This is a genomic window from Frankia sp. CgMI4 (genome assembly GCF_001756285.1).
GTDB lineage: Bacteria > Actinomycetota > Actinomycetes > Frankiales > Frankiaceae > Frankia > Frankia casuarinae.
Genome location: NZ_MAQZ01000046.1, coordinates 1 through 17,900, shown reverse-complemented (window position 1 = coordinate 17,900; position 17,900 = coordinate 1). Strand labels below are relative to the sequence as shown.

At 69.9% G+C, this 17,900-nt stretch carries 20 protein-coding genes and 3 pseudogenes; 15 read left to right on the top strand and 8 right to left on the bottom strand.

The genetic code is table 11. The features are described 5' to 3' along the window. Positions 1–51 precede the first annotated feature (51 nt). The 5 genes from Manayef4_RS24760 to Manayef4_RS04670 all read right to left on the bottom strand — a co-directional run bounded on the left by Manayef4_RS24760 (position 52) and on the right by Manayef4_RS04670 (position 3,503). The gene (locus Manayef4_RS24760) at positions 52–216 is read right to left on the bottom strand and encodes a hypothetical protein (protein ID WP_023840318.1); all 165 of its coding nucleotides are present in this window, start codon (positions 214–216) and stop codon (positions 52–54) included. Between the two features lie 87 nt (positions 217–303). Next, positions 304–882 (bottom strand): alpha/beta fold hydrolase, encoded by a 579-nt coding sequence (locus Manayef4_RS04685; RefSeq protein ID WP_023840319.1) that lies wholly within the window; start codon positions 880–882, stop codon positions 304–306. A 2-nt stretch (positions 883–884) separates the two neighbouring features. After that, positions 885–1,754, bottom strand: a complete 870-nt coding sequence (locus tag Manayef4_RS04680; protein ID WP_051868948.1) for a tryptophan 7-halogenase — start codon at positions 1,752–1,754, stop codon at positions 885–887. Positions 1,755–1,808: 54 nt separating this feature from the next. Further along, the gene (locus Manayef4_RS23860; RefSeq protein ID WP_011436751.1) at positions 1,809–2,201 is read right to left on the bottom strand and encodes an AMP-binding protein; all 393 of its coding nucleotides are present in this window, start codon (positions 2,199–2,201) and stop codon (positions 1,809–1,811) included. Positions 2,202–2,297: 96 nt separating this feature from the next. Then, on the bottom strand, positions 2,298–3,503 hold the full coding sequence (locus tag Manayef4_RS04670) for an acyltransferase (RefSeq protein ID WP_070130761.1): 1,206 nt from the start codon (positions 3,501–3,503) through the stop codon (positions 2,298–2,300). Between the two features lie 658 nt (positions 3,504–4,161). Here Manayef4_RS04670 and Manayef4_RS04665 point away from each other — a divergent pair. Together Manayef4_RS04665 and Manayef4_RS04660 are read left to right on the top strand one after the other, a co-directional pair. Beyond that, entirely contained in the window at positions 4,162–4,431 is a 270-nt protein-coding gene (locus Manayef4_RS04665; RefSeq protein ID WP_035733467.1) for a hypothetical protein, read from the top strand. Further along, positions 4,428–4,787, top strand: a complete 360-nt coding sequence (locus Manayef4_RS04660; RefSeq protein ID WP_011436748.1) for a type II toxin-antitoxin system PemK/MazF family toxin — start codon at positions 4,428–4,430, stop codon at positions 4,785–4,787. Before Manayef4_RS04665 ends, Manayef4_RS04660 begins: the two co-directional genes overlap by 4 nt. A gap of 72 nt (positions 4,788–4,859) precedes the next feature. On the opposite strand, the gene Manayef4_RS04655 is transcribed toward Manayef4_RS04660, so the two are convergent. Beyond that, entirely contained in the window at positions 4,860–5,177 is a 318-nt protein-coding gene (locus Manayef4_RS04655; protein WP_198031033.1) for a hypothetical protein, read from the bottom strand. A gap of 146 nt (positions 5,178–5,323) precedes the next feature. Here Manayef4_RS04655 and Manayef4_RS04650 point away from each other — a divergent pair, with 146 nt between their 5' ends. From Manayef4_RS04650 to Manayef4_RS04605, 10 genes are all read left to right on the top strand, one after another. Continuing rightward, on the top strand, positions 5,324–5,581 hold the full coding sequence (locus Manayef4_RS04650) for a hypothetical protein (protein WP_023840322.1): 258 nt from the start codon (positions 5,324–5,326) through the stop codon (positions 5,579–5,581). Beyond that, the gene (locus tag Manayef4_RS04645) at positions 5,578–5,958 is read left to right on the top strand and encodes a hypothetical protein (protein WP_175443322.1); all 381 of its coding nucleotides are present in this window, start codon (positions 5,578–5,580) and stop codon (positions 5,956–5,958) included. Before Manayef4_RS04650 ends, Manayef4_RS04645 begins: the two co-directional genes overlap by 4 nt. A gap of 647 nt (positions 5,959–6,605) precedes the next feature. Further along, positions 6,606–8,048: an alpha/beta hydrolase gene (locus tag Manayef4_RS04640; protein WP_175443321.1), complete on the top strand. Its 1,443-nt coding sequence runs from the start codon at positions 6,606–6,608 to the stop codon at positions 8,046–8,048. A 405-nt stretch (positions 8,049–8,453) separates the two neighbouring features. Continuing rightward, on the top strand, positions 8,454–8,975 hold the full coding sequence (locus Manayef4_RS04635; protein WP_070130760.1) for an ArsI/CadI family heavy metal resistance metalloenzyme: 522 nt from the start codon (positions 8,454–8,456) through the stop codon (positions 8,973–8,975). Between the two features lie 9 nt (positions 8,976–8,984). Continuing rightward, on the top strand, positions 8,985–9,770 hold the full coding sequence (locus Manayef4_RS04630; RefSeq protein WP_011436740.1) for an MIP/aquaporin family protein: 786 nt from the start codon (positions 8,985–8,987) through the stop codon (positions 9,768–9,770). 35 nt (positions 9,771–9,805) lie between these two features. Next, positions 9,806–10,213 carry an arsenate reductase ArsC gene (locus tag Manayef4_RS04625; RefSeq protein WP_035959142.1) on the top strand — a complete coding sequence of 136 codons (408 nt, stop codon included), beginning with the start codon at positions 9,806–9,808 and terminating at the stop codon, positions 10,211–10,213. Between the two features lie 280 nt (positions 10,214–10,493). Further along, entirely contained in the window at positions 10,494–11,015 is a 522-nt protein-coding gene (locus tag Manayef4_RS04620; RefSeq protein WP_070130759.1) for a CrcB family protein, read from the top strand. Beyond that, entirely contained in the window at positions 11,012–11,359 is a 348-nt protein-coding gene (locus Manayef4_RS04615; RefSeq protein WP_035733534.1) for a DUF190 domain-containing protein, read from the top strand. The genes Manayef4_RS04620 and Manayef4_RS04615 overlap by 4 nt, the downstream gene beginning before the upstream one ends. Further along, positions 11,356–11,745 carry a CrcB family protein gene (locus Manayef4_RS04610; protein WP_011436736.1) on the top strand — a complete coding sequence of 130 codons (390 nt, stop codon included), beginning with the start codon at positions 11,356–11,358 and terminating at the stop codon, positions 11,743–11,745. Before Manayef4_RS04615 ends, Manayef4_RS04610 begins: the two co-directional genes overlap by 4 nt. Continuing rightward, positions 11,742–12,977 carry an MFS transporter gene (locus Manayef4_RS04605; protein ID WP_023840326.1) on the top strand — a complete coding sequence of 412 codons (1,236 nt, stop codon included), beginning with the start codon at positions 11,742–11,744 and terminating at the stop codon, positions 12,975–12,977. Before Manayef4_RS04610 ends, Manayef4_RS04605 begins: the two co-directional genes overlap by 4 nt. 205 nt (positions 12,978–13,182) lie before the next feature. On the opposite strand, the gene Manayef4_RS04600 is transcribed toward Manayef4_RS04605, so the two are convergent. Further along, entirely contained in the window at positions 13,183–13,626 is a 444-nt protein-coding gene (locus Manayef4_RS04600; RefSeq protein ID WP_011436734.1) for a hypothetical protein, read from the bottom strand. A gap of 554 nt (positions 13,627–14,180) precedes the next feature. Here Manayef4_RS04600 and Manayef4_RS26545 point away from each other — a divergent pair. Beyond that, positions 14,181–14,625 (top strand): annotated as a pseudogene (locus Manayef4_RS26545) (protein-tyrosine phosphatase family protein). 564 nt (positions 14,626–15,189) lie between these two features. Here the strand turns inward: Manayef4_RS26545 and ltrA are convergent. Beyond that, positions 15,190–16,272: a group II intron reverse transcriptase/maturase gene (gene ltrA, locus Manayef4_RS04590; protein WP_236707345.1), complete on the bottom strand. Its 1,083-nt coding sequence runs from the start codon at positions 16,270–16,272 to the stop codon at positions 15,190–15,192. 554 nt (positions 16,273–16,826) lie between these two features. Here ltrA and Manayef4_RS22405 point away from each other — a divergent pair. Beyond that, positions 16,827–17,339: pseudogene (locus Manayef4_RS22405) on the top strand (transposase); the annotation flags it as partial. A gap of 62 nt (positions 17,340–17,401) precedes the next feature. Continuing rightward, positions 17,402–17,900 (top strand): annotated as a pseudogene (locus Manayef4_RS04585) (IS5 family transposase); the annotation flags it as partial.

Genomic DNA, 17,900 nt, shown 5'->3' with positions numbered 1-17,900 from the left:
CCACCACCCGGCGCGGCGTGACCCACAGTCACGCCGCCCACAACCATGCCCTCACACGACTTCCGAATACTTACTCACAGGCCGTGGCGCCAGCAGGCCCACCACCGTCGACACCCCCACCCCGCCCGCAGCCCCCACCACCGCCGCCAGATCACCGTTGCTCCAGCGCTGGAACCCCGTGCCGGTGTCGCGCTGCCCCGCGTCCAGAACCTTCACGCCCGCCTTCTCTCCCCCCGGCCCCCGGGGCCCGGTTTCACAGCGGCCGATGCCGTTACGGCCGATGCCGTTACAGCCGGCGTGCGGTCAGCCCGCGAAGTGGTCACGGAAGACGGACCAGCCCGCCGGCCAGTCCGCCAGCCCGGAGTCCGCGTTGAGGTGGCCCCGCGAGCCGACGTTGACCAGTCGGGCGCCGAGCCTCCCGGCGGCCGCCACGGAATGCGCCAGCGAGCCGTACGGGTCGTTCTCGCTGGCGACAATGACGGTCGGGAAGGGCAACGGGTCGTGTCGCGGCGGGCCGAACCCGACCGCGCCGGTCGGGAACCGCGGCCCGCCCACGTCCGGCACCGCCACCAGGAAGGCCCCGGTGATGGCGTCGTCGGCATGCTCGCACGCCCATTCGGTGACCAGCGTGCAGCCGAGGCTGTGCGCGATCAGGATCTTCGGCCCGTCGATCGCCGTGAGCACGTCGTCGAGGTCCTTCACCCAGGCGTCGCGCACCGGGTTGTCCCAGGACTCGTGGTCCACCCAGACCCCGTTGCCGGCCCGCTTGTACCACATGTACTGCCAGTGCTCCGGCCCCGAGTTCCCGATGCCGGCGATGAAGACATACGTCACCGCCGGCTCGCCGCCGCCCGCTGGCTCCATGCCGTCCGCTGGCTCCATGCTCACACCTCGTAGTCGGTGCCCACGCCGTCGAAGCGCAGGCGGTCCTGGATGTGGACCCGGTTGTCGTTCTTGTCGAAACCGGTCAGCAGACCCGTCTCCATCAGTCGGATGACGATCTGGCTGCTCACATCCTGCCTTCCGGCGTCACCAAGCTGCCGGATCAGGGCCCGGTAACCGACCCGGTCCTTGAGGAGTTCCTCGAAGACGAGCCAGTGTTCTTCCTCCAACGGATATTTGATCATGTCCTGGCCCAGCTCGTTCCCGATCACCAGCTTGCGTTCCAGCCGGAAACTCAGCGGCTCGACCTTGTAGTAYGGCCGCAGCAGGACCTCGTCGCCGTTCCAGCGCAGCCAGGTGATGCGGTTCAGCTGCTTGGTCAGGTGGGTGATCCAGCGGACCCGCGCGCCGTTGAGTTCGTCGTCGCTGAACTCGTCGCTGAGATCCATGCGCTTGTGCCGACCGATGGAGATCATCGTGGCGGCACGGTCCCGGAAGCCCGCGACCGACCGGGCTGTGTCGGTGTCGTCGTCGCCCGCGGCCAGCCGTTCGAACCATCGTTTGCGGTTCAGCCGGTCGTCGTCCGACTCGCTGATCCGGCGGCGCAGCCAGAACTCCGACTCCGGCTCGGTGAACGAGGCGAACGTGTAGAACGACGCCAGGAACTCGTGGTACTGCTCGTAGGTTTCCCGGTAGCTGCGCCCGTACCACTGGTGGACGGCGTCCAGTTCGTCCTCGTGCGCGATGATCCGATCGATCGCGGCGGCCGCCGAGACGGCGGACTGGGTGGCCAGGTGGACGCCCTGGGAGAACAACGGGTCGGTGAAGCAGGCGGCGTCCCCGCAGAGGAAGAACCGGTCCCCGGAGAACACCTCGGAGTCGTAGGACCAGCCGATCCCGATCTACACCACGCAGGGGGACTCACCCTAGCCGCCGATGAGGATCAGGTTCAGGAAGGTCGGGCTGGTGGGCAGCAACCGGATCCGGTATCGCTCGATCAGCGCGCAGATCTCCTCCGGCGTCCGCTGCCGCGGCACGATCGCGGTGTTGCCCGCGCGCAGCGCGCCGAGTAGCGAGTTGATGCCGCCGATGTGGTCGAACAGCAGGAACATGAGGATGTTGGCGGGCCGACCGCCGGTGCGCGCCCGTTTCCCGAGCTTGTCTTCCATGATCGCGTCTAGGTTGTGCAAGATCGCCTTCGGGGTGCCGGTGCTGCCGCTGCTGAGCAGCACCAGCCCGGCGGCACCAGCCGCGGCGAGTCGCTCGTGGGCACCGCCGGCCGGTGCCGCCGCCTGGACCGCCGGCACCGGATCGATCACGACCGTGGATCCTTCGGCCGCTGCGTCGACCCGGACGATCTGCTACTTAGAAGATCCATCTGTGGGGTAGGGCGTTGCGTCGGCCTTTGCGGGGGGTCAACGGCTCCGCGGGACGAACAGGTGCGCCGCACCCGCGTCCGTCGAACGTCTTGGCGACGGCGGTTGCCAGGATTTCAGCGCAAGGGCGGGTGCTTCGATGRCATACCAGCTTGCGAGGGCGGCGAGGGAGGTGACRGCGAGGGAGGCCGCGATGTGCACGACGACGGCACCCGTACCGATACCCGCATCGACCCCGGCTTCGAGCAGGAGCAGTTGCAGCGGCCAGGCGTAGACGTAGATGCCGTAGGACAGATCGCGGCGCGCCCCCACCCGCGACAGCCCCCGTCCGGTTCCGGCGTACAGCAGCAGGTAGGCCAGCGGGGCCAGGGCGAGGGGCCGGTAGGCGTGGGGGATGAGCAGGCCCGCGGCGAGCAGGGCGGCGGCGGCGATGAGTAGGGCCCGGCTGCGCGGGATGCGGTCGGCGTAGAGGAACATCGCCGCCCCGATGAGGAAGACGGCCGTGTACTTCAGGATGTGGGAGTCGGTGAGCCGGTTGGCGCCGAGGAGCGCCCCGCCGACGGCGAGCAGCCACCCGCCGACGGCGAGGGTGAGGACGAGCCCGYGGCGGCGGCGCAGGATCCCCACCGTGCCGAAAACGCCGACCATCAGGTAGCACAGCGCTTCGAAGAACAGGGTGTGCAGGGGGCCGTCCACGGCCTGCCCGGCGCGTAGGTCGCCGATGTTGAACTGGTTCATCTTCAGCGCCGCGTTGACGAGCAGGTAGCGGACCGCCGAGTCATGGCCGGTCCAGGGGTAGCCGGCGGTGGTGCCCCGGTTCAGGCGCCACAGCAGTGGACCGATCGCGACGGCGGTCAGCGCGAGGCAGACCCAGAAGGCGGGCACGACCCGCAGGAACCGGTGCCAGAGGAAACGGGCGGTGGATGGTGCCCGCAGGTGGCTACGGATGATCAGGAAGCCGCTGAGGAGGAAGAAGCCGTCCACGGCGAACGTGCCGAGGTCGGGGGCACCGGGCAGACGTGTCAACGGGTCCGGTTCTCCCCGGACGAACAGCCATGAGTGGGACACGAGCACCGCGCCGGCCAGGATGAGACGCAGCGCGTTGAGGTTGTTGCGGTGAGGATCGAAGGCCGCGGCCAGCGTGCCGGCCCTGGGTGTGGGTACGGGTATCGGCTCCGCTGTGGGGCTTCGCTGGTGGGGGACCCGGCGGGGAGACCTGGCGAACGGTGGGTGCTGATCGGTCATGCGGTGTGGTCCCTTTCCTCCGGACGTTCCTTTCCCACCGAACATCCGTTTTCCGTGGACATCCGGCGCCGGTGACGCTGCTCGATCGCCGGCCTCGTGGGCGATCACGCACCGACACCATTCAACCCTAACGTAAGGGTAGTGTTTACTGTGTGTGTCATGAGGTATACGAAAGCAACATCCGGTGACGTGTTCCGATCGGACCACYGTTTCCCTGTGCCGCGTGGTCCTGCCGGCGGCCCCGTCCCTCCCCGGGTCAGGAGCTCGATACGTCGTTCTGTCCGAAGCCGGTCCGATAGTCAGGGCACGTGAGTGGTCAGGGCACGTGGCTGGTCACAGCAGGTGCACGTCACCCGGAATGCCGGCCGGGTGCGCATCGGCCGGTCGGGCGCGGGCGACGCTTGACGACGTCAACGTTCGTCCGAGCGTATGTCTGGCGCGGGGAACGGCGATCCGAACCGTGCCCGATCAGGCTGGTGCGGCCGGGGACCTGCGGCCGGGCATCGAGCCCCGTAGGCACCATCGCGCCGAGCACGGGCGACATGGGCGACCCACAGCACGAAGCGGCCAGCGTCCTTGACCACGACCGAGTCGGTCTACGGCCGCAGCTCGACCCATGGCCATAGCTTGGTCCATAGCACGTGCCACACTGGAGTGTATGGCTACGACATCTATGCAGCTGGACAGCGGGCTACGCGACGAACTGGCGGAGATCGCCGAGCGGGACTTCCATGGCGTGCCGCTGGGCGAGGCGGTCCGGCGCCTGGTCAAGGAACACAAGATCAGCCGCATCATGCGGCGGTACGAGGAGCTGCGCGCCGACCCCGAGGAGTGGGCCAGCTACCGGGCCGAGGCGCGGCTGACCGACGACGCGGCCGGCGACGGCCTGCCGGATGCACGTGAGGAGTATCCGGAGTACCACCGGTGAGCCGGGCGCTGAGACTCGCGTCCTGGCAGGTGTGGCTGGTGGACTTCGGTCAGCCGATCGGGCACGAGCAGGGCGGCCCGCGCCCGGCCGTGGTGGTCGGCTCGGCGACGCACTGCCGGTTCCCGATCGACATGGCCCTCGTGGTGCCCCTGACCGCGCGGGACCGGGGCCTGGACCATCACGTGCGCATCGACTCGCCCGAGTCCGGCCTGGACCGGCCGAGCTGGGCGCGCACCGAGGAGATCACGGCGGTATCCACCCAACGGTTCACCCGGTCCACACCGCTGGGCACCGCGTCGGCCACCGAAATCGCCAAGCTGGGCGAGTGGCTACGCGAGATGGTCGCCTTCTGCTGACCCGCCGCCGCGGGCACGGCTGGCGAGCCGCGCAGGTTCGCCACGTCAACCCCCGTCCCATTCAGCCCGACATCAGCGTTGCCGCCGCAGCGTCCAGAACAGCCAGTTCCCGGTGGCCGCGCACGTGGCCACGTCCCAGCCCTGGCCGCCGAGGTCGGACAGTACCGTGACCAGCTCGTCGTAGCTGCCGGGGAACATCCGCTCCTTACCCCGGGGCATGTTGACCCGGATGGACCCCTGGTCCCACAACCATTCCACCGTGGCGAACTCGTAGGTGAAGATCGTTTCCCCCGCTCCGGTCGGTTGCAGCAGAGGATAACGGCCTTGAGGGTAGCGGCTTTCCGGGCCCGAGCAGCAGACCGACCAGGCCCGCTGCCTCACTGTCGTCACCAACGCGATCATCACAGCGAAAATGCTGGCCGGGCTGGCAGTTCTGCGCCCCTGATCTGGCTGGCCGCCGCTACCAGGTAGCCGGGGTTCGATACGGGTACGCGAACGTACCCGTATCCTGTGGGGTGGGTGAAAGGAGGCTGTCCATGGCGGATGCGAATGTGCGGATTCCGGCGGAGGCGCGGGATCGGCTGGCTGAGGTGGCGGCGGCGGAGGGGCTGTCGTTGCGGGCGTATCTGGCCCGGTTGGCGAGCACGCTGCTGACGCCAGCGGAGCGGGCTGAGCGCGCCGAGCGGGCGCGGGCGGTGCTGCGGGAGTGGAGTGGTTACGACCCGACGGAGGAGGAGGCCGCGCAGGCCGACGCCGAGCTGGACCGGCGGCTGGCACGGGCGTTGGGACGGTGAGCGACGCGCTGCATGTGGTGCTGGACGAGACCGCGATGGTCTCGGCCGGCTACGGCAACGTGCTGGCCTCCCGGCTGATCCAACGCGCTCACACCGGGCCGAGGCACTTTCTGTACGCGCCGGCGTGTGCGCTGGTGGAGGCGGACCGGGCCCGGCCGGGGACCGCCGAGCACATCGCCGCGCTGCCCGCGGTGACGATCGTGGAGCTGGACCTGGCGGCCGCGCTCGCGGTGGCCCGTGATACCGGGTGGGCGCCGGCGCACGTGCGGTACGCGGCCGAGCCCGCCCCGGAGCGTCCCGAGGGCGCGGTGATCGCGACGGCGGCGCCGGACCGGTGGGCGGGTCAGCCGGTGCGCCTGTTGGATCTCCGCCCGTGAGCTGGTCCGGCCCGGATGGGGCGAGCACGACGGATGTCGCCTCGGCCGGGTCCGTGAGGGCCGCGGGAGTGGCAGTCGGTCACGATCTAGCGCCGATCGTCACGGCGCCAGGCCAGGGTGAGCTGGTGAGGAACCACGATGTGTCAGTCCCCGGTCGCACCCGACGGCATGCCGTGCGACGGTAACGAGGGGACGGGGCAGCCACCGGCCCGGCGGCTCCACCGCGGCCAACACCCGTCTTGGCGCCCGYGGGCGGGTCGTGGCCGCCGCCGTCACGGCGAGAAGACGAAAAGGGGAGCCGGGAGGGTTCGGCAGACGCTCGCTCACCTACCTCGGGTACGGGCTGCGCGACATTTCCGGCGGTAAAGCTCGCTGACGCCACCCGGCCGGGTGAGGGCGAGTTCCTGGAACGAGGCCTATATGCATGCTCATGCTGGCAGGTGGGCGCAAGCGCCACGCACTCGACCGAACCGGAGAGCGGAGGCCAGATGCGCCCGTCCCGATCAGCCCGTATACCACGCCCATTCCTTGCTGCCGTGCTTGCGGTAAGCCTGCCGCTGCTGACCGGTATATCAGGGTCGGGCTTGTCTGGGTCCGCCGCCGCGGCCACCCGGACAAAGCTAACCTGGAAACCGTGTGAGAACGGGTTGGAGTGCGCGACTCTGCCCGTTCCGTTGGACCACGCCAGGCCTGCCGCAGGCACGATCAACCTGGCGTTGATCCGTGCTCCGGCTCGCCAGCCACACCGGCGGATCGGCTCGCTGGTGATRCTGGCCGGTGGGCCGGGCCAGTCGGGAGTCGGGTTCATCCGCGACTGGCTGGGCTTCTTCGGCGCGTCGTTGCGCGACCGTTTCGACATCRTCGGGTTCGACCAGCGGGGTGTCGGTGGGAGCGCGCCGGTCCGTTGCAGCAGCGGGCAGGATAATGATCCGCCGGCCGCCACCTCCCCGTTCGCGATCGACTCCCGCGCTTCCCGCGCTGGGAGTGAGGATGACGACGTGTACCAGGAGCTGGTTGACGACAGGCGTCAGTGGGCGCAGGGCTGTGTACGGTTCAGCGGCGCTGAACTGCCGTATCTGTCGACCGAGGCCGCGGCCCGGGATCTTGATCTGCTGCGAGCCGCGCTCGGCGAKGACAAGATCACCTCTTACGGGGGATCCYACGGCACCGTGCTGGGCGCCACCTACGCCAGCATGTTCCCGACCCGGATCCGGGCGCTGGTGCTGGACGGCGTAGAAGATCCGAACGTGTGGATGAACCAACCGCAGGAGGACCTACGCCGAATGGCGCAGGGCTTCGAGACCGCGCTGGGCGCATTCCTCGCCGACTGCAAGGCCCGGCCCAACTGTGGCTTCGGCCACGGCGACCCGGCCGGCGCCTTCGACCGCCTGGTCGAACGGCTCATCGAGAAGCCGATCCCGGCCGGCGGTAAGGACACCGGCGCCGCCCRCACGCTCAACTGGGTGACCGCCATGATCGGGGTCCGGTCCGCGCTGTACTCCCATGCCATGTGGCCGCGGCTCGCGGAAGCATTGGCACTGGCCGACGACAACAACGACGGTTCCAAGCTGCTCTCCTTCGCAGCGCAGGACCCGATCGGGGCCATCCTCCCCTTGCCGTACAGCACCTCCACCAGCGCCGATGTCGCGCATACGGCCATCGCCGCGCATACGGCCATCACCTGCGCCGACAAGGTCTTCCCGACCGTGGGCGCCTACCAGCGACTTGCTGACGAACTCAACCGCGAGAGTCCCCATTTCGGCTTGCTTTCTGGTCTCGGTGCCCTTGCCTGTGTGGTCTGGCCGGTTAAGGCTGCCTCCCGCTACACCGGACCGTTCCACGCCACCGGCGCTGCGCCGATTCTCCTCGTCGGCAGCACCGGCGACCCGGCAACGCCCTACTCCGGGGCTGTGTCCCTCGCCCGTCAACTCGCCAACAGCGTGCTGTTGACATGGCGCTCCTACACGCACACCGCCTACTTCCAGGACAGTGGCTGCGTCCGCCAGGCTGTCGAGCGTTACCTGGTCGACCTGATACTCCCGAAGCGCGGTACGATCTKCCCTGACGTCCCGACAGCGGCGGGCTCTTGAGTCTCGGTCTTCTCTCGGTCTGCGCGATTCAGCGTCTTCGCGATTCAGCGTCTTCGTGATTCAGGGCCTTTGCGATTCATGGCCTTTGCGATTCAGGCTCACCGTGAGGATTATCCGGAAAGGCGACGACTTCGCCGGTGCGCGGGCCGGCGTAACGGTCGCCGGCCCCGGTCGGCGCACAGCGGGGCGCGGGCGAGTGGAGCGCGGCACGCGAAGATCGTCCCGGCGAGACCGGGCGGGCCGGCCGCCGCGGGGGTGATGACCGGGTCGACGACCGGGAGGCCCGCCGGTGGGGAGGCGGTCGCCGTGCCGCCGACATGCCCCAGCCATTGACAGACGTCTATGTTTGCGGTCATCCTCGGCCCGCAAGAACATAGATGGGTGTCGATGTAAGGGGTGGGCTGGATGGCCAGGGTGCAGTTGGCGTTGAACGTCTCGGACGTGGACGCGGCGGTGGAGTTCTACACGACGCTGTTCGGGGTCGGGCCGGCGAAGCGGCGGGCGGGATATGCGAACTTCGCCGTCGACGTGCCGCCGTTGAAGCTGGTGCTGATCGAGAACCCGGACGCCCGCGGCGCGGGGGTGGCGGGGGCGTTGAACCATCTCGGGGTGGAGATCGAGACCTCGCAGGAGGTCTCGGCCGCCGCCAGCCGGCTGCGGGAGGCGGGGCTGGTGACGGCGGTGGAGGAGAACACCGCCTGCTGCTACGCGCTGCAGGACAAGGTGTGGGTGGATGATCCGGACGGTGCGCCRTGGGAGATCTACACGGTGCTCGCCGATATCGCCGAGGGCGCGGGCCCGCAGCTGCGCACCGTGGAACCGGGGGCCGGGGGTGCTCCCGGGTCGGCGTGTGACTGTGGGCCGGTGTGCGCTCCCACGGTGCCGGCGGTGACGATCGAGCCGGCCACCGCCGGCACCGGTCACTGAGAGCGAACGGTGACAGACAACGGGGAGGGCCGGCCGCCGCTGGTGCGGCGGTTGGCCGCCGAAGCGCTGGGCGCCATGCTGCTCGCCGCGTTGGTTGTCGGGTCGGGGATCGCCGCGGCGCAGCTCAGCCCGGACCAGACAGGCCTGCAGCTGGTCGAGAACGCCGCGGCGACCGCCGCCGGCCTCTACGCGATCATTCTGATGGTTGGGCCGGTGTCCGGGGCGCATGTCAACCCGGTGGTCACGGTGGTTGACGCCGCGTTTGGGGGGCTGTCGTGGCGGGACGCCGTCGCCTACCTGCCCGCCCAGATCCTCGGCTGCGTCGCCGGGGCGGTGCTGGCGAACCTGATATTCGACCGGTCGGCGGTGTCGATCTCCACGCATCACCGGGCGTCCGGGGCGCATCTGCTCGCCGAGGTCGTCGCGACCGCCGGCCTCATCCTGCTGATCTTCGCGCTGGTGCGGTCCGGGCGGGGTGAGCGGGCACCGGCCGCGGTCGGCGCCTACATCGGCGCGGCCTACTGGTTCACCAGTTCCACCAGCTTCGCGAATCCGGCGATCAGCATCGGGCGGATGTTCTCCGACACCTTCGCCGGGATCGCCCCCGCCTCGGTGCCCGCGTTCATCGCCGCCCAGGCGGTGGGCGGCGCGGTCGGCTACGGGCTGGTGCGGCTGCTCTACCCGCCGACTCCCGCCGGCCCGGCGCAGGCCGCCGGGGTGCTGCTCACCCACCCGGACAGCGCCGTGGCACCCAACGGCGCCGCCCCTTCACGTCTTCCTGGAGGTGTCTCGTGATCGACCTGGGCAACCCGACCGGAAAGGACACCGTCGTGTCTGCGAAGCCCTCGGTGCTGTTCGTCTGCGTCCACAACGCCGGCCGTTCCCAGATGGCCGCCGGCTGGCTGACCCGTCTCGCCGCCGGGAAGATCGAGGTCCGCTCTGCCGGCTCCATACCCGCCGACCGGATCAACCCCGTCGCCGCCGCCGCGATGGCCGAGGTCGGCATCGACATCACCGCCGAAACCCCGAAAATCCTCACCGTTGACGCCGTCGAGGCCTCTGACGTCGTCATCACCATGGGCTGCGGCGACACCTGCCCCGTCTTCCCCGGCATCCGCTACGAGGACTGGGCACTCGACGACCCCGCCGGCCAGGATCTCGACGCCGTCCGACCCATCCGCGACGACATCCGCGCCCGCGTCGAAAAACTCATCGGGGAACTCCTGTCTGCCGCCTGAGCACGCCAGGCCGGGCAGGCCGGCACCCGCCCGGCCTGGCGGCTGCCGGCATCCTGGTGGGGGCTGACGACGTCCGGCGGTAGCGGTGAACCGGTGGCGGTGAACCGGTGGCGGTGAACCGGTGGCAGTGAAGCCGGTATGGTGTGACGGCGGCGGCTTTCGGTCACCGCGCGGCGGTGGGGCCCGCCGGACCCGAACCGCGGCAGCGCGCCGCCAACGGTCCCTACCTGTGACAAGTCATGCCTGGCTGGCCCGGGTGTCGCGCAGGTAGGGGGCGGGCGTGGACGACACCGAGCAGACGGTCGGTGCACCGACCGACCCTGATGGCACCGACCCTGATGGTGATGGGCCTGTCCCGGTGCGGCGCCGGCAGCTTCGTCACGCGCCGGTCGCGGTCCTGCTGCTGGCGGTGATATCGGCCGGTGGGGCGGTGGGGGCATGTGCCCGGTACGGGGCGTCGCTGGTGTGGCCGACGATGCCGGRCACGTTCCCGTGGACCACCTGGGCGGTGAACACGGCCGGTTGCGCGGCGATCGGTGTGCTGATGGTGCTGATCACCGACGTGCGGACGGTGCATCCGCTGGTCCGCCCGTTCCTGGGCACCGGGGTGCTGGGSGGGTTCACCACCTTCTCCACGTATGCGCTCGAYGCGCAGCGGCTGGTGGACGGCGGGCGGACCGGGCTGGCACTGGCGTACCTGGTGCTGAGCGTCCTCGCCGCGCTGGGCGCGGTGTGGGCGGCGGCGGCTGCGATGCGATGGTTCGTGGCGAGGACGCGACGGGTCGCGGGAAGGCGGGCGTGATGAGGTTGAGCGGCCGGGCGTTGCGGCTGACGGTGTTCGTCGGGGAGAGCGACGTGTGGCATCACCGGCCGCTGGCCAGCGAGATCGTGCACCGGGCGCACCGCGCCGGGCTGGCCGGGGCGAGCGTGTTCCGGGGCGTGGAGGGGTTCGGCGCATCCTCGATCGTGCACACCGCCCGGCTGCTGTCGCTGAGCGAGGACCTGCCGGTGGCGGTGGTCATCGTCGATGACGAGCAACGGGTACGGGCCTTCCTCCCGCAACTCGATGAACTCGTCACCGAGGGGCTGGTCATCCTCGACGAGGTCGAAGTGATCCGCTACGTCGGCCGGGAGGCGAGTCGGTGAACTGGCTGCTGGTGATCGCCGGGGCCGCGGCCGGTGCGCCGCTGCGCTATCTGACCGACCGGGCGGTGCAGACCCGACACGACACGGTCTTTCCCTGGGGTACGTTCACCGTCAACGTCACGGCCAGTCTGCTCCTCGGCCTGGTCGCCGGCGCCGCGGGCGCGGGCGCGCCGCCGGCGTGGGTGGCGTCGGAGCAGGTGGTGTCGCTGGTGGGGACCGGGCTGTGCGGGGCGTTGAGCACCTACTCGACGTTCTCCTACGAAACGCTGCGGCTGGCCGAGGACGGCGCCCGGCTGCTGGCCGCGGCCAACGTCGCCGGCAGTGTGCTCGCCGCGTTCGGCGCCGCCGCTCTCGGCGCGGCCCTGGCGCGGGCGGTGTGGGGATGATCCGACCGGCGCACGGCACGAGCACAGCGCCCGCCGCCGCGGTCAGGCTACGGCCGTGGCGGTTTGTCCTGGTCTTCGGCGTGGTCAGCATGCTGGCGGACGTCGTCTACGAAGGCGCCCGGTCGGTCACCGGGCCGCTGTTGGCCTCCCTCGGCGCGTCGGCGGTCGTGGTCGGTGTCGTCACCGGGGTGGGCGAGGCCGCGGCGCTGCTGCCCCGGCTGGTCTGCGGGCCGCTGGCGGAGCGCACCGGCCGGTTCTGGGCGTGGACGATCGCCGGTTACACGCTGACCGTCGCCGCCGTGCCCCTGCTCGGCGTGACCGGCGTGCTGTGGGCGGCCGGCCTGTTGGTGATCGCCGAACGGGTCGGGAAGGCGGTTCGCAGCCCGGCCAAGGATGCGCTGCTCTCCCACGCGACCGCCGCCACCGGCCGGGGCCGCGGGTTCGCCGTGCACGAGGCGATGGACCAGCTCGGCGCGCTGGCCGGGCCGCTGCTCGTCGCCGCGGTGCTCGCCTCCGGCGCCGGCTACGGCCCGGCGCTCGGCGTCCTGGCCCTGCCCGGCCTGGGTGTCCTTGCTGTTCTGCTCTGGCTGCGGGCCCGCGTGCCCGACCCGGCCGGCTACGAGCCGGACGAGCCGCCGGCCGTGCCCGTCCCCCGTACCGGCCCGGCCCCGGCCGCCGCGCCCCGGGCCCGACTACCCCGGGCGTTCTGGACGTATGCCGGGTTCACGGCCGCGACCACCACCGGGCTGGCGACGTTCGGCGTGTTGTCCTTCCACGCGGTCACCCGTGGCCTGCTGCCGGTGGCCGCGGTGCCTGTCGTGTACGCCGCGGCCATGGGCGTCGACGCCCTCGCCGCGCTCGCGACCGGCTGGGCCTACGACCGCCACGGCCCCGGTGTGCTCGCCGTGCTGCCGCCGCTGGCCGCCGCCGTCCCGGCGCTGGCGTTCACCAACACCCCCGCGCTGGCCGTCGCCGGGACGCTGGTGTGGGGAGCGGCCATCGGCGTGCAGGAATCCACCCTGCGGGCCACCGTCGCCGACCTCGTCCCGCCCGCCCGCCGGGCCAGCGCCTACGGCGTCTTCGCCGGCGTGGTCGGCGCGACCACCGCCGGCGGCGGCGCGTTGGCCGGCGCGCTCTACGACCTGTCCATCCCCGCCCTCATCGCCGTCACCGCCGCCGTGCAGGTCGCGGCGCTGGCGCTCCTCGCGGCCAGCCGGCGCATCCGCCCCTGAGCAGGCACAACGACGCTAACGCTAATCGTCGGGCAGGAGGACGCGAGGCCCGCCCGTCCACCTCAACAGGCCTACCCACTCCACGCCCGGGCGTCCTGTCCCGGGTTCACCTGGCCGGTGTGGATCGCGCACCTGGCCGCGGGCAGCGCGTCGCAGGACGCGCGGAGCGCGGAGTTGACGGCGGCCAACGGGGAATGCCCGCTGGTCACTTCCAGGGGCCGCAGAAGGACACGCCCTTGGCGCCGGAGCGGTACAGGCAGGCGCGGACCAGAACCCGCTTGGTGTAGGCGTACTTGACGGARAAGTACCGGTAGCTCGATGTCGCGCCCTCCGGGGGAAAAACACGGCCGTCGGCGCTCACCTGCACCGCGACCTTGCGGTTGGCGGGAGCGTGGTAATGGTAGACCCAGCCTGAGACGGTGCCATGGTAGAAGCCCGGGTAGCCCTTTTGGGCAGACCAGGTCTTGGTAACGTCGGCGTACCCGTATCCGCGCTGGGTCCACAGCCGGTAGGAGGCGCGGGAGTCGGGAGTGGCCACGCTGCGGGCGACGTGGGCGGTAGTTGCCCGGGCCGGTGCTGCGCCGGTCAGGGCCAGCCCGGCGGCAAGTGCAGCGCTCGCTGCTGTGCTGACGAGGTGCTTGCGCGTCATCGGATTCCTCTCCCGATCGATGTTCGGGTCACGTCCGCTGGTGTGGTGTTAGAAGATCGTCCCTGCGCGATCCTCCGTGTTCAGGTTATGCGGTGAGTGGTCGTGGTATCACGGCTATCTTGTGCGTGTCGTGTGAGTCCGTCGCCGGCCGGGTCGGATTTGGCGAGGATTTCCAGCCTGATGTAGCAGTGAGAGCCTGTCAGATTTTTGCGTAGGGGCTCTTCCAGCGTTCCKCTATCTACCGGCCCGTGTTCTTCGAYCGGCTGGCGGTGAAGGCACCAGTCTGCCCGGTTTCGTGATCCGGATCCGCCGATTCGGGTATTCCAGCTCGGGTAGGGTCGGATGCAAGGAGCGGGCAACCTCCTTGCCTTTGCCTTTTGCAGCCGGTGCCGGTCAGCTGCGTGCCTCGTCCTGGTCGAACCGCTCTGTGTCAGGATGGTTGACGGTGGCGGGGTGGCGGGGTGGCGGGGTGGCGGGGTGGCGGGATGCGACGGACAGACGGAGGGCCAGATGTGGAGTTCTCGATCAGCCGGGCAGGTCGCAGGCGTGGCCCGGTGAGCGGCCCGCCGCTCGTGCGGGCMCTGCGGCTTCCGGACGGCTGCCGGGTACGCGGCCGCGGTCTGCGCCGCCCGCTACCGAGGGGACCGGTGCCTGACTTCGGCCTCTACCTGGGAACCAGCCGTCTTCGCCGCCGCCACGACGGGGAGCTGGACTGGCYGCGCACGTGGATCGACTGGCCCGACTTCCTCCTGTCCCCGTGACCAGGACCAGGCCGCCCGGCACATCCGGGCGCTGCACGAGCAGGCACGGGCCGGCACGGCGGTCGAAGTCGCCTGCGGGGGCGGCGTCGGCCGCACCGGCACCGTCCTTGCCTGCCTCGCCGTTCTGGCCGGACTGGACCCACCGGACGCTGTCGCCTGGACCCGGGAACACCATCACCACCGGGCCGTCGAGACCCCCTGGCAGCGCCGTTGGGTGACCCGGTTCCCGAACCGTTGACCGGGCTGCTCGCCTGGCCTGGAAGACGCTCCAGGGTGCCGCCCGCCACTCGTACGCACCGACGGGGTGTTGTCGGGGGCGTTTCGCCCGGACGGGCACACCGCTGGCCAGCGGCGGCAACGAGCGCACCGTGCGGCTGTGGAACGTCGGATAGCCACAGGATGATTTTGTCTGAGAATTCGATGGGGCTGCGGTGGGCTGTTTGCTGGGTGCCGGGCCGTGTCTGGGATGATGGTGGGGCGTTGCCCGGTCGACGTCGGCTGTCTCTGGTGCGGACGAGCCCGTGTTTGAGTATGGCGGCGGAGGCCTGGGGCACTTGTTCCTGCTGCCGTGAGCGCGTTCCTCAGTTTCCGTGTTCAGGCTTCCCCGGGTAACGCACCTTGGAGGGTGTTTCCTGGTTGGGAAGGGAGGTAGGGGTGGAGGTTGTGTTCCCGCGCTGCGCGGGGCTCGACGTTCATCGGGACACGGTGGCCGCGGCGGTGCGGATCCAGTCCGGGCAAGAAAACCGATCGCGGTGGGGACCGCCCTTACGGGCGGCCCCCGCACAGATCCCAGCGAGCGGAACTACCGCGCTGGGCTCCTGCCTTGGGTAGTGGCGTCAAAGCTGCGCAACCACTGCCCCTGATCGGGGATGGGCTGGTGACGGCGCCGCTTCGCCTCGGTGTTGATCTCCCGGAGATTCGCCGCCATACGCCGCTTGTCCGTGACACGCCTCACCCAGAAGAAGCCCTTCTTCCCCGTCGCACACAGGTGCGTGAAGCCCAGGAAGCTGAACGTCTCGGGCTTGCCCTCCCCACGGCGCGACCGGTTCACGGCGGCGAACCACCCGAACTCGATCAACCGGGTCTTGTCAGGGTGCAACTCCAAGCCGAACTTCGCGAACCTCTCACGGAGATCAGCAAGGAACCGCCGCGCGTCGTCCTCGGCCTGAAACCCGACGATCGCGTCATCGGCAAAACGTACGACTATGACATCTCCGTGCGCATTGTGATTCCGCCACCACTGCGCCCACAGGTCGAAGACGTGGTGCAGGTACACGTTAGCGAGCAACGGCGACGCCGAAGCCCCCTGCGGTGATCCGACCGTCGTCTCCGCCCACTCGCCGTTTTCTACCACTCCCGCACGCAACCACTTCTCGATGAGGCGCAGGAGCCGTTTGTCCGCGATCCGGTACTCAAGGAACCTGACGAGCCACTGATGGTTGAGGCTCGAAAAGAACTCCTTAATATCAAGATCAAGAACCCAGTTCACCCTCTTCCGCTGGATACCGACCGCGAGCGCGTCGAGCGCCATGTGCTGGCTACGCCCGGGCCGGAACCCGTACGAGAAGTTGACGAAGTCCTCCTCGAAGACCGCGTTGAGCACCTCGACGACGGCCCGCTGGACTATCTTGTCTTCCAGCGTGGCAATGCCGAGCGGCCGCCGCCGCCCGTCCGCCTTCGCGATGTACACCCTCCGCGAGGGACTCGCCCGGTAGCGCCCCGAGTGGATCCGGTCGTGCAGGCCGACCAGGTTGCACTGGAGGTCCTGCTCGTACTCCTCCCACGTCACCCCATCCACGCCCGGCGCGGCCTTCGGGCGAACCGCCCGGAACGCCGCCTCCAGGCGAGCCAGATCAACATGGTGGAGCAGCGCGGTGAACCGCATCTTCCTGTCCCGCCRTGCGGCTTGGCGCACACGGACCAACGGGTTTGACACGCCTGACCCGGCTCTGCGTCCGGAACGTGTTTCGCTGGCCGTGTTCCCCTTGGCCACGCCCTTTCCTCCCCCGCCTCCGCAACCACTCTCGCGGCTCTGTTCGGCTGGTTCACAGGTACTATGGGCGTGTCTGACCTCCCGCACCCGTGCATCCCAGGATTACCGCCTTGGCGTTCCCTGGACGGCCCGCCGGCCATCACACCGACGGGCGGGTACGGGATCTCCCGGTTCTCGTGCCTGAGGATTCCGTRCATGCCATGGTTCTCCGACCGCGCGGGGCCCGTCCCGAACTCGCGTCTAGCGCTCGCGACGGTGTTGCCTTCCGTGCTTTCGACCACGTCGGCGCACCCGGTCTTCTCATTTCGCGGCTCAATAGCCTGGYCTACACGTGCCCCTACCAACGCTTCAGCCGCCCCCTTGCGGAAGCAGCCACATGGCTCGGGGTCGTCGTGGATCGCTACTCCTTATCCTAAGGCCGGTTTATCCCGGCGCATCCGAAAGTCGAGGTCCGCACGTTCACCACGACCGGGGGTTCGTTAGGTCTCCTCGCGGACTGGCTGGCCCAGAACAAGGTCACGGTCGTGGGAATGGAATCAACAGGGGTTTACTGGAAACCTGTCTTCCGCCTGCTGGAAGACCAGTTCGAATGCTGGCTTCTCAACGCCGCGCATGTCCGTAACGTACCAGGCCGGAAAACGGATGTGGCCGACGCCGCGTGGCTTGCGGACCTCGTCGCRCACGGCCTGGTCCGGCCGTCGTTCGTTCCCCCGAAGCCGTTCCGGGACCTGCGCGACCTCACCCGGGCGCGGCGCACGGTCGTGGAGGAGAAGACCCGCGAGGTCCAGCGGCTGGAGAAGCTGATGCAGGACGCCGGGGTGAAACTCACCAGCGTCGCCTCCCAGCCGCTGGGAGTCTCCGGCCGGGCGATCCTGGAGAAGATGATCGCCGGGGAGCGGAACCCCGAGTATCTGGCGGAGCTGGCCCGCGGCCGGCTCCGCGGGAAGATCCCGGCGCTGAAAGTGCAGCCCGCTGGTCAACCGGGCCAGCACCTGCACATAGAGCGTGTCTCGTGTGGCCGCTCCGGTGGTCATCGGCGATCGTGGACGCGGCCAGCCTGCGGGCAAAAAAAGGGGAAGCCTGACCGGTCCGAACCCGGTCGACCGCGGCAAACCGGGCTCGAAGATCCATGTCCTGACCGACGCGGGCGGGCTGCCGCTGGTCGTGGCGGTCTCCCCGGCGAACCCGCACGACAGCGGGGCCTTCGTCCCGCTGGTGGCCAGCATCCCGGCGATCCGTTCCCGCCGTGGCCCGCGGCGGCGCCACCCGGCCACGCTGCGTGCGGACAAGGCCTACGACCAGCCGGAACGACGGCGTTTCCTGCGCCGGCACGGGATCGCGGTGCGGATCGCCCGCCGTGGTGTGGACAGTACCGAACGCCTCGGCCGGCACCGGTGGAAAGTCGAGAGAACCCTGGCCTGGCTCGGTGGCTACCGCCGTCTCACCATCCGCTACGAACGCAACGGCTACAACTTCCTCGGGTTCCTCTGCCTGGCTGCCGCGATCACCTGCTGGAAGAA